Consider the following 11,350-nt stretch of genomic DNA (forward strand, 5'->3'; position numbering starts at 1 on the left):
TTTGTCTTCCTAAGACCGCTTGGCCTCCGACTTCCCGGCGCCCGCGGCGGCCGAGGCCAGCGCGGGGCCGGGGCGCCGCTCCGCGTCGGGGAGCGCCAGCAGCGCGCCCGTCACCGCGGGCGCGTCCTCCGTCCACCACGCGTCGACGCCGAAGGCCACCGGGAGCGACCAGGCCGTGATGTCGTAGAACTCGTACGACTCGAGCGCGCCCGCGGCGCCGCGCCGCTGGTGGCGCGCGAAGCGCTGCTCCTGCAGCCGCGCGAACTCGGGGTCGAGCGCCGGCGCCTCCTCGAGCACCGCGCGCGCGAGCCGCCCCTGCGGCTGCGCCAGGTCGACGACGTACGTGCCGGCCGCGAACCGGCGCGCCGCCGCGGCGCCGCCCGCGGCCGTCCCCTGGCCGTACGCGTGCGCGCGCGCGCTCTGGAACGCCGCCTCGGCGCGCCGCACCTCGATCCCCGCGCGCAGCAGCGCCGCCGCCAGCTCGGCGGCCCGCAGCGGGTCGCGCTCCGAGGCGAAGGCGAAGCGCCGCACGCGCCCCGTGCGCCCCTCCTCGACCGCGCGGCGGCGGAAGGCGAGGTAGTCGGCCACGCGCTCGCGCGCGCCCGACGCCGTCGCCTCGACGGTGGCCATCGCCGACACCCAGTGCTTCGCGATCCCGTCGCGGAACGAGAGCATCGAGCCGTCCTCGCGCTCCCACAGCAGCCCCTTCCAGCCGCCGCCGTCGCTCTCGTACGTCATCCCCGTCGCGCCGGTGAGCGAGGGCCAGGTGTCCCAGTACCCCGGGTAGTAGAGGTCGAAGTACGAGCGCACGTAGTACTGCCACCCGTAGCGGTCGAAGGCGGCGGCGTTCGCGCGGCCGATGCGCGTCAGCCACTTCTCGGCCTCGGGGCCGATGTGCTCGTTCACCGGGCGCGCCGCCGGCGGGAAGAAGTACGTCCCGACCTGGCCGTGCTGGTCCACCGCGACCTGCGGGTGCCAGCGCAGCATCCCGCGCATCAGCGCCTGCACCTCGGGCTGCGTGCTGGCCATGACGTCGCGGTTCAGGTCGAAGCGGTAGTGGTTGAACCGCCCCTGCACCGACCACGGCTCGTCGTGCTCGAAGCTCTGGTTCGCCGGGTCGCGCCGGGCGACCGAGTTGTACCAGACGGTGAAGCGCTCGTGGCCGTCCGGGTTGGAGCTCGGGTTGAGCACGACGATCGCGTTCCGCAGCGCGGCGGCCGTCGCCGGCTCGTCGCTCGCCGCCAGCTGGTAGAGCAGCTGCATCCCGCTCTCGAAGCCCGGCGACTCGTTGCCGTGCACGCTCTCGCTGATCCACACCACCGCGGGGGTGCGGGCCGCCAGCGCGTCCAGCTCCGCCGCGGTCCCCGCGCGCGGGTCCGCGAGCCGGTCGAGGTCGCGCCGGATCTCGTCGAGCCGCGCGACGTTCTCGGGGCTCGACACGATGAAGAGGCGCATCCGCCGCCCCTCGTGCGTCGCGCCGATCTCCTCCACGCGGACCCGCTCGGGCGCCGCGGCGGCGATGGCGAGCAGCACGCGCTCCTGCTCCGCGTACTGCGTGTTCCGGTCGCCCAGGCGGTAGCCGAGCAGCGCCTCGGGGCGGGGGACGGCGGGGCGGTAGGGGCCGCGCGCCTCGAAGGAGAAGGCGCGGTCGTCGCGCAGCGAGTCGCGGAGCGCCGGGCCGATCGGCGGCTGGGCGGCGAGGGCGACCGGGGCGAGCAGGGCGGCCGCCGCGAGCCGCAGGGAGCGTCGGAATGGCATGCGGGCAACCTGCCGCCACGGGCTGGACGGTTCAAGCAGGTGGCGCCCGCCCCGGATCCGCCATAAGTTAGTCTCGACTAACTACTCGACACTTCGATGCGAAATCATCTGTTCGTGCTGGCGGGGGTGCTCGCCCCGGCGGCGGTGGGAGCGCAGGTCGCCGGCCGGGTGGTGGACAGCGTCGGCGCGCCGGTCGCCGACGCGCGCGTGCAGCTGGTCGAGCTGGGGCGCGCGCGCGTGACCGGGGCCGACGGACGCTTCCACTTCACCGCCGTGGCGCCCGGGCGCTACACGCTGAGCGTGGCCCGCGTGGGGCACGCACCGCAGGCGCGCCGCGTGGCCGTCCCGGGGGAGCCGCTCCCCGACGTCGTGCTGCGCGCGGTCGGCGTGCAGCTGGCGGCGGTGCAGGTGACGGCCAGCCCGGGCGCCACCCGCGCCGACGAGTCGCCGCAGCCGACGGCGGTGGTCGAGGGCGCCGAGCTGCGCACCCGGCAGGGCGCCGCGCTCGCCGAGGCGATCGAGCTGGTGCCGGGGGTGCGGAGCCTGTCGATGACCACCGGCATCGGCAAGCCGGTGATCCGCGGGATGACGCACTACCGCGTGGTCACCCTCGACAACGGCCAGCGCAGCGAGACGCAGGCGTGGGGGCACGACCACTCGCCCAACGTCGAGACGGCGGCCGCCGAGCGCGTGGAGGTGATCAAGGGGCCGGCGAGCGTCCTGTACGGGTCGGACGCGCTGGGCGGCGTCGTCAACGTGATCGCCCCGCCGGTGCCCGACGCGCTCGACGGCACGGCGTTCGTGCGCGGCCGCGCGACGACGGGCTACCACACCAACGTGCGCGGCGGCGACGGCACGCTGTCGGCCGAGGGCGCGCGCGGGGGCGTGAGGGCGCGCGGCGCGCTGACGCTGCGCCGCAGCGGCGCGATGCGCACGCCGGCGGGGGCGCTCGACAACACCGACGCGCGCCGGCTGGCCGCGGAGGGGGCGCTGGGTTGGCGCGGCACGCGCGGGAGCGTGAGCGCGCGCTACGCGGGGCGCGACGAGCGCCTGGAGATCTTCGACGACCCGGCCGCGAGCCCCGGCTACACGGGCTACCAGCGCATCGCGACGCACCGCGCCTCCATCGACGCCGACCTGCCGCTCGGCGGGGCGCTGGCCGGCGCGCGGCTGCAGGCGAACGCGGGCTACGAGCAGAACCTCCGCCGCGAGTTCGCGGGCGCCGACGCGGCCGCGCCGGACCTCGGGCTGTTCGTGCGCAACTGGACGGGCTTCGCGCACCTGCACCACGCCCCGGTCGGCCCGTTCGCCGGCACGCTCGGCGTCTCGGCGATGGAAAGCCGCTTCGCCAACCGCGGGAGCAAGCTGCTCATCCCCGGCAGCGTGTCGCGCACCGGCGCCGTCTACCTGTTCGAGCAGGCCGAGGTCGGGCGGTGGCGCGCGAGCCTCGGCGCGCGCTTCGACCACCGCACGCTGTCCACCGACGGCGAGGCGGGGATCGGCGTCCCCGCACAGCGCCGCGCCTTCCCGGCGCTGACGGGGAGCGCGGGCGTGCTGTACCGCCTGTCGACGCCGGTGGCGCTGGTGGCCAACGTGGCGCGCGGCTTCCGCGCCCCCGCGGCCCCCGACCTGTGGGCCAACGGCTTCCACGAGGGGACGCGCGCCTTCGAGCGCGGCGCCCCCGACCTGCGCGTCGAGACCTCGCTGAACACCGAGCTGGGGGCGCGCGTGACCGCGTCGTCGCTCACCGCCGAGCTGACGGGGTTCGTCAACCGCGTGGACGACTACATCTACCTGCGCCCGTTCGGGGCGGGGGGCGGCACGTTCGACTCGCTGCAGGTGGTGCAGGGGGACGCGCGCCTGGTCGGCGTCGAGGGGCGGGCGGCCTGGCGCGCGCTCCCCGCGGTCACGCTGCAGCTGTCGGGCGACTGGGTGCGCGGGCAGAATCTCAGCGCCGACGTGCCGCTCACCTTCATCCCGCCGCTGCGCGTGGTGTACGGCCTGCGCCTCGACCGCGCGGCGCCGTGGCGCGGGCTGCGCGCCCTGCACGCGGCCGCGAGCGCCGAGACGCACGCCCGCCAGACGCGCCTCGACCCGCGCGACCTCGGCCCGCCGGGCTACACCCTGACCACCGTCGGCGGCGGCTTCACCCGCCTCACCCCGCGCGGCCCGGTCACCGTCGACCTCTCGGTCCGCAACCTGTTCGACGTGCGGCACCGGAGCTTCATGAGCCGCTACAAGGCGTTCGCCGACGGACCGGGGCGGGGGATCGTGCTGCGCGTCGGGGCGCCGCTGTGAGCGCGCTGCGGGCGGCGGGCTGCGGGTCGGTGAATCCGCAGCCCGCAGTCCGCAGCGACCTCAGAACTCGATCTGCGTCCCCAGCTCCACGACGCGGTTCGGCGGGATGTTGAAGAACTCCGTCGCCGAGCGCGCGTTGCGCGACATGAAGACGAACAGCTTCTTCCGCCACCGCGCCATCGCCATCTTCCCGCTCGGGATCAGCCGCTCGCGCCCCAGGTAGTACGACGTCTCGGCCGTCCGCGCGCGGATCCCGCGCGAGTGCAGGAACTTCATCACCTGCGGCACGTCGGGCGTCTCCATGAACCCGTACGTCGCCACGACGCGGTAGAAGCCGTGGCCGAGCTCCTCGACCTCGAGCGTCTCCTCCTCGTCCACGTCGGGCACCTCGGCCGCCCGCACCGAGAGCAGGATCACCCGCTCGTGCAGCACCTTGTTGTGCTTGAGGTGGTGCAGCAGCACGACCGGGGCGCCGTCGTTGGTCGACGTCATGAAGACCGCCGTCCCCGGCACGCGCGGCGGCTGCTTGCGCGCCACGTCGGCCAGGAACATGTCCATCGGGACCGTGCCGCGCTGCAGCAGCTCCTGCAGGATCGCGCGCCCGCGCTTCCACGTGGTCATCAGCAGGAAGACCAGCGCGGCCACCGCCAGCGGCACCCACCCGCCGTGCGGGACCTTGAGCAGGTTCGCCGCGAAGAACACCAGGTCGATCGTGAGGAAGCCGTACAGGAAGAGGCGCGTCTGCCAGCGCGACCAGCCGAACCGCTGGCGGGCGATGAGCGAGAACAGGATCGTCGTGATCGCCATCGTCGCCGTGACCGCCACGCCGTACGTGGCCGCCAGCGCCGCCGCCGAGCGGAAGGTCACGACCAGCACCAGCGTCCCCACGGCCAGCGCCTTGTTGACCTCGGGGATGTAGATCTGCCCCGCCTGCTCGCTCGACGTGTGGACGATCTGCAGGCGCGGCACGTAGCCGAGCAGGATCGCCTGCTGCGTCAGCGAGAAGGCGCCCGAGATCAGCGCCTGCGAGGCGACGATCGCGGCCAGCGTCGCGATCACGAGCAGCGGCACCCGCAGCGACTCGGGCGCCAGCAGGTAGAACGGGTTGGCGATCGCCTCGGGCATGCGCAGCAGCAGCGCGCCCTGCCCGAAGTAGTTGAGCAGCAGGCAGGGGAGCACGAAGGCGAACCACGCCAGGCGGATCGGCTTGCGCCCGAAGTGCCCCATGTCGGCGTAGAGCGCCTCGCCGCCGGTGATGACCAGCACCACCGCGCCCAGCACGACGAACGACCGCGCCGGGTGCTCGACGTAGAACCGCACCGCGTACCACGGGTTGAGCGCCTTCACGATCTCCGGGTGCCGCACGACCTCGGCGATCCCGAGCAGCGCGATGCTCACGAACCAGGCGAGCATGATCCACCCGAACGCGCCGCCGACCTTCGCCGTCCCCTTGGACTGCAGCGCGAACAGCGCGGCGATTATCACGAACGCGATCGGGATCACGAACCGCGACAGCGTCGGCGTGATGACACCGAGCCCCTCGACCGCGCCGAGCACCGAGATGGCGGGGGTGATGATCCCGTCGCCGTAGAGGAACGCGCCGCCGAACAGCCCGAGCGCGACCAGGAGCGCGCGCCGCTTCTTCTCGGGGTTCCGGTTCTGCCGCTGCAGCAGCAGGGCGAGGAGCGCGTAGACGCCGCCCTCGCCCTTGTTGTCCGCGCGCAGGATGAACAGCACGTACTTGACGCTCACCACCAGCGCGAGCGACCACACGATGAGCGAGAGCACGCCGTAGACGTTGCTCACCGTGGGCGTCAGCCCGAACTCGGGCCCGAAGCACTCCTTGATGGAGTAGAGCGGGCTGGTGCCGATGTCCCCGTAGACGACGCCGAGCGCGGTGAGCGTCAGGACGGCCAGCTTGCGGCCGGTGGGGTTCGCCTCGGGGCGGTGGTGCTGCCCGTGCCCGCCGTGCGGGACGGCGGGCAGCTCGGTCGTGGCGGTCGGGGCCGGTTGGGCACCCGGGTCGGGGGACATGCGGGCGGGAGCGGGGTGGGGCTGGCAAACGCGACGGGGGAATCTACGACCCCCGTGTATCGCGTCCACCGTGCCGCGACGGCCCGGAGCGGATGCCCCGGGCCGTCGTCCGCCTCAGTACGCCTTGCCGCCCTGCTGCGCGCGCCAGCGCTCCTGCTCCTCGGCGCGGCGCGCGAGGTAGCTCTGGTAGCGGGCCTGCTGCTCCGGGGAGAGGCGCGCCGCGATCGCCTTCTGCGCCTCGTCGCGGGCCGCCTGCATCTGCGGGCGGACGGGGGCGATCAGCGAGTCCATGACCCGGCGCCGGTCGTCGAGGATCGAGTCGACGGCGGCCTTCTGGTCGGGGCTCAGCTGGAGCTCGGCGGCGAAGTCCTCGTAGACCGACTTCTGGGCGGTGGGGAGCGGCGCCGTGACGTCGCTGCCCATCGTCCGGTCGAAGCCCCACCCGACCGTCGCACCCAGGGTGAAGGCGCCGGCGAGGAACGCCGCCGCCAGTAGCTTGCTGCGATCCACGGGAACCTCAGTCCGGCATCACGTAGCGGAAGGTCGCCTCGCGCCGGGCGCGCTGCACGTCGTCGGCGTCGTCGGCCGAGCGGGCGTCGCGGGCGGGAGCGCCGGTCCGCGGGGGGGCGGGCGTCGGGGCGACCGGGGTCTCGTCCAGCCGCACCGGGCCGCGCTGCTTCACGCCGCCGGTCAGCAGGTACGCGGCCTCCTGGGCCTCGCGGGCCGACGCGGTGTCGGCGCGCAGGGCGTCGTCGAACGCGCGGGCCAGCTCGGGGTCGAGCGGCTGCAGCTCGACCGCCTTGGCGGCGTCGGCGCCGGCCACGCTGGAGCGGGTGGCGCGCGACTGGAGCGTCGTCGCGCCGACCACGGCCACCAGCACGGCGGCGGCGGCGAGTCCGGGGCGGGCCCAGTCGGCCATCGTCTGCCACCAGTGGGCGGCACGCGCCGGCGCGGCGGCGCTGGCCCGCACGGCGGCCAGGATCTTCCCCTCGAGGTCGTCCCAGTAGCGCTCGCCGGGCGCGGCGTACAGCGCGCGCAGCTCGCGGGTCAGGGTGTCCTGGGGGTCGGTCTCGGGGGCGTCGTCATCGCCCCCGGAAGTGTGCAGTCGCAGACGCGACATCAGAGGTCACCTCGCAGCTCCCCGAGCTGGCGACGGAGCGCCGCCCGGGCGTGGTGGAGGTCGGAGCGGGCGGTCCCTTCCGGGATGCCCAGCATCGCCCCGATCTCCGCATGCTTGAACCCCTCCACGTCGTGCAGCACGATCACCGAGCGCTGGCGGGCGCTCAGGGCGTCGAGCCCCGCGCGCAGCCGCGTCCGGAGCTCGAGCGACTCCGCCGGATCGCGCTGCGGCCGCGGCGAGGCCACGGTCTCGGGGAGCTCGTCCGCGTCCCGCACCTTGCGGCGCCGCGCGATGTCGAGCGCCGCGTTGGCGACGATCCGGTGGAGCCACGCCCCGAACGCCTGCTCCGGCCGGAACCGGTCGAGCGCACGGTACGCGTGGAGGAACCCTTCCTGGGTCGCGTCCTCCGCGTCCTCGTGCGTCAGCACGATCGCGCGGGCCACCGCGTACGCCCGCCGCTGGTGCAGGCGCACCAGCCCCGCGAACGCCCGGGCGTCCCCCGCCTGCGCGGCGAGCACCAGGGCCCGCTCGGCGAGCACCGGGTCGTCGGCGGGCGGCGCGTACGCCGGCATCGGCAGGGCTGCGGACTCAGCCACGGCGGCGGGACGCGCCACGCGCGGAGGAGTGACGAGCCCCGCCGTGGGGAGCGGGAGCGCGGTAGACAGGGACATCGGCAGGGTGCGACGGTCCGTGGAACGGGTCACCCCAGACAACGCGGGCGCACCCGCGAACGTTGGGGGAGGGCGTGGACGTCCGGATCACAGGCCGAGCGCCTCCCGCTCGGCGCGCATGGCGTCGAGCACGAAGGCGATGTGGTCGTCCAGCGGGACCCCGAGCTCGGCGGCCCCGTTGACCACGTCCTCCCGGTTCACCCCGCGGGCGAAGGCCTTGTCCTTCATCTTCTTCCGTACACCGGAGGGGTCCACGTCGTTCAACGAGCGCGACGGCTTGACCAGCGCGGTGGCGGTGATCAGCCCCGTCAGCTCGTCGACCGCGAACAGCGCCCGGGCCATCGGCGTGACCCGCGGCACCCCGGTGTAGTCGGCGTGCCCCAGGATGGCCTCGCAGACCTCCTCCGGGTACCCGGCCGCCCGCAGGCGGCGCACCCCCTCGCTCGGGTGCTCCTCGGTCGCCGACCGGGCGGCGTTCGGGAACCGCTCGTAGTCGAAGTCGTGGAGGAGCCCGGCCAGCCCCCAGGCCTCCTCGTCCGCCCCGAACTTCCGGGCGTACGCGCGCATGGCCGCCTCGACGGCGAGCATGTGCTTCCGGAGCGACTCCGACTGCGTGTACTCGTGGACGAGGGCGAGGGCGTCGTCGCGGCTCGGCATCGGACGAGGAGGGGGGAACGGACGGGACCGTGAACTTAATCCCCGCGCAAGCGCTGCGGGGCTGCGGGCTGCGGATTCAGAACCCGCAGCCCGCAGCGCCTTCAGTGCGCGTCCACCGCCCCCCCGCCCCCGCTCGGCCGCCGCAGCAGAAAGACCGCCGGGACCACGACCAGGAAGCAGATCAGGATCAGCATCCACGAGTCGTTGTAGGCCAGCATCGCCGCCTGCTTGTTCAGCGACCCCTCGATCATCGCGTACGCGCGGCGCTGCGCGTCGAGGAGCGAGGCGCCCTGCGCCTGCATCGCCGCCACCAGCCCCTGGAAGCGCTGCTCGAACGCCGGGTTCCCCGCGTAGACGTTCTGCACCAGGTCCGCGCGGTGGATCTGCGTGTGGCGCGTCAGGTACGTCCCCAGCACCGCGATCCCGAACGAGCCGCCGAGCTGGCGCGACAGGTTGATCAGCCCCGACGCCTGCTGCGCCTCGTGCGGCTTGAGGCTGCCGAAGGCGACGTTGTTGATCGGGGTGAACAGCATCCCCAGCGCCGCGCCGCGGATGATCAGCGCCCACCGCGCGTCGGCCTCGCCGGCCGCCGTCGTCAGGTGGCCGAGGTCCCACATCGACCAGAGCATCAGCGAGATCCCGACCAGGATCAGCACGCGCGGGTCGGCGATCGGCTTCTTCCCGTTCAGCAGCGCGCCGCACACGAGCGCGGTCAGCGCCGTCATCAGCCCGCCCGGCAGCATCGCCAGCCCGGTCTCGGTCGGGGTGAAGCCGAGGAGGCTCTGCGTGAACAGCGGGAAGAGGATCGCCCCGCCGAACAGCCCGAAGCCCAGCACGACGAACAGGAAGATCGACGCCGACAGCTGCCGGTTGCGCAGCACCTTGAGCTGGATCACCGGGTGCGTGTTGCGCGCCGACAGCTGCCACCAGAGCAGCCCGACGAGCGACGCGGCCGCCACGATCGACAGCCACACGATGATCGCGTCGTTGAACCAGTCGTGCGCGTTCCCCTCCTCCAGCACGTACTGCAGCGAGCCGACGCCGGCGATCAGGAGCCCGATCCCGAGCCAGTCCACGGGGCCCGAGCGCCGCTGCTGCTCCGGCGGGTCGTGCAGGAACGTGGTGACCAGGAACATCGAGACGATCCCGATCGGCACGTTGATGAAGAAGCACCACGCCCAGGCGTAGTTGTCGGTGATCCACCCGCCGAGCGTCGGGCCGATGGTCGGCGCGACGATGATGCCGAGGAGGAAGATCGCCTGCACGATCCCCTGCTCCTCGCGCGGGAAGATCTGCCGCAGCGTGGCCTGCGCGGTCGACAGCAGCGCCGCGCCGCCGGCGCCCTGCAGCAGCCGGAAGAACACCAGCTCGCCGAGGCTGGTGGACGTCCCGCACAGGAACGACGCGACGATGAACAGGATGATCGAGAACGTCAGGTAGTTCTTGCGCCCGAACGTCTCGGTGAAGAACGCCGTCATCGGGAGCACGACGACGTTCGCCAGGATGTACGACGTGCTGACCCACGCGATCTCGGTCGACGTCGCGCCGAGGTTCCCGGCCATCTGCGGGAGGGCGACGTTGACGATCGTCGTGTCGAGCACCTCCATCACCGCGGCGGTGATGAGGCCGAGCAGGATCAGCCAGCGGTAGCGCTCGACGCCCGCCTGGTGGGTGTCGGTCGCCGACAGGGCGGCGGTGGCCACGGGAACGGCTCCTCGGCTCGGCGGCTCAGCGGGTGCGGACGTGGGCCTCGACGCTCATCCCGGGGCGCAGCGGCCGGCCGGCGCCGAGCCCGCGCGTCACGCGGACGCGCACCGGGACGCGCTGCACGACCTTCGTGAAGTTCCCCGTCGCGTTGTCGGGCGGGAGCAGCGCGAAGCGCGCGCCGGTCGCGGAGCTGATGCTCTCGACCACCCCCTCGACCTTCGCGCCGCCGTACGCGTCGACGTCGATCTCGACCGGCTGCCCGACGCGCAGGTTGTGCAGCTGCGTCTCCTTGTAGTTGGCCGTGATCCACACGCCGGTGTCGGCGACCACCGACATCAGCGTCTGCCCCGGCTGCACGAGCTGGCCCACCTCGACCGACTTCTTGGCGACCGTGCCCCCGGCGGGGGCGGCGATCTTCGTGTACGAGAGCTGGAGCGCGGCGTTGTCGCGCGCCGCCCGCGCGGCGGCCAGGCGCGCCTGCGCCAGCCGCACCCCGGCCTGCGCGTTCTGCACGCGGGCGCCGGTGGCGGCCGCCTGCCGCTCGGTGGCGGCGACCTGCGCCCGCGCGACCGCCGCCGCGGCGCGCGCCGCGTCGAGGTTCTGCTGCGACACGATCTGCTGCGCCGCCAGCTGCTCGTAGCGGCGGAAGTCGGCCTCCGCGCGCTCCAGCGTCGCCTGCGCGGCGAGCACCTGCGCCCGCCCCGCGGCGGTCTGGCTCGACGCGGTGCGCACCTGCGCCTCGGCCTGCCCGACCTCGCGCCCGCTCCCCGCCGCGGCCTCCGCCGCCGCCAGGTCGGCCTCGGCCTGCGACAGCCGCACGCGGTACTCCGCGTCGTCGAGCTGCACCAGCACCGCGGCGCCGGCCACCGGCTGGTTCTCGAGCGCGTTCACGGCGCTGACGTAGCCGCCGACCTTGGCCAGCACGGGGACGATGTGCCCGTCCACCTGCGCGTTGTCGGTGGACTCGTGGGCGCGCGCGTAGAGCCAGTAGCGCGTGCCGTACCCCGCGGCCACCAGGCCGACGACGGCGACGAGCGGGAGGAGGAAGCGCCGGCGCGCGCGGGCCGGCGGCGCGGGGGGCGCGGCGGGCGGCGGCGGCGCGGTC

9 protein-coding genes are annotated in these 11,350 nt (G+C 74.2%); 1 reads left to right on the forward strand and 8 read right to left on the reverse strand.

Translation table 11 applies throughout. From position 1 onward, the window contains the following. Window positions 1-9: 9 nt before the first annotated feature. Entirely contained in the window at window positions 10-1,758 is a 1,749-nt protein-coding gene (locus PYV61_RS12615; RefSeq protein WP_275832006.1) for a M14 family zinc carboxypeptidase, read from the reverse strand. A gap of 96 nt (window positions 1,759-1,854) precedes the next feature. Here PYV61_RS12615 and PYV61_RS12620 point away from each other — a divergent pair, with 96 nt between their 5' ends. Then, entirely contained in the window at window positions 1,855-4,056 is a 2,202-nt protein-coding gene (locus tag PYV61_RS12620; protein WP_275832008.1) for a TonB-dependent receptor, read from the forward strand. Between the two features lie 60 nt (window positions 4,057-4,116). On the opposite strand, the gene PYV61_RS12625 is transcribed toward PYV61_RS12620, so the two are convergent. The 7 genes from PYV61_RS12625 to PYV61_RS12655 form a co-directional block, all read right to left on the reverse strand. After that, window positions 4,117-6,090 (reverse strand): potassium transporter Kup, encoded by a 1,974-nt coding sequence (locus tag PYV61_RS12625; RefSeq protein WP_275832010.1) that lies wholly within the window; start codon window positions 6,088-6,090, stop codon window positions 4,117-4,119. A gap of 114 nt (window positions 6,091-6,204) precedes the next feature. Then, window positions 6,205-6,600, reverse strand: coding sequence for a hypothetical protein (locus PYV61_RS12630; protein WP_275832012.1), 396 nt, complete (start codon window positions 6,598-6,600; stop codon window positions 6,205-6,207). 7 nt (window positions 6,601-6,607) lie between these two features. Continuing rightward, window positions 6,608-7,210, reverse strand: a complete 603-nt coding sequence (locus tag PYV61_RS12635) for a hypothetical protein (protein WP_275832014.1) — start codon at window positions 7,208-7,210, stop codon at window positions 6,608-6,610. After that, window positions 7,210-7,806 carry a sigma-70 family RNA polymerase sigma factor gene (locus PYV61_RS12640; protein ID WP_275832016.1) on the reverse strand — a complete coding sequence of 199 codons (597 nt, stop codon included), beginning with the start codon at window positions 7,804-7,806 and terminating at the stop codon, window positions 7,210-7,212. Before PYV61_RS12640 ends, PYV61_RS12635 begins: the two co-directional genes overlap by 1 nt. 162 nt (window positions 7,807-7,968) lie before the next feature. Further along, window positions 7,969-8,538 carry an HD domain-containing protein gene (locus PYV61_RS12645; protein WP_275832018.1) on the reverse strand — a complete coding sequence of 190 codons (570 nt, stop codon included), beginning with the start codon at window positions 8,536-8,538 and terminating at the stop codon, window positions 7,969-7,971. Window positions 8,539-8,639: 101 nt separating this feature from the next. After that, window positions 8,640-10,241, reverse strand: a complete 1,602-nt coding sequence (locus PYV61_RS12650) for a DHA2 family efflux MFS transporter permease subunit (protein WP_275832020.1) — start codon at window positions 10,239-10,241, stop codon at window positions 8,640-8,642. A gap of 25 nt (window positions 10,242-10,266) precedes the next feature. Continuing rightward, window positions 10,267-11,350 (reverse strand): HlyD family secretion protein (locus PYV61_RS12655; RefSeq protein WP_275832022.1); only part of this gene is annotated, 1,084 nt, incomplete at its 5' end.

The organism is Roseisolibacter sp. H3M3-2, assembly GCF_029211165.1.
Classification (GTDB): domain Bacteria; phylum Gemmatimonadota; class Gemmatimonadetes; order Gemmatimonadales; family Gemmatimonadaceae; genus Roseisolibacter.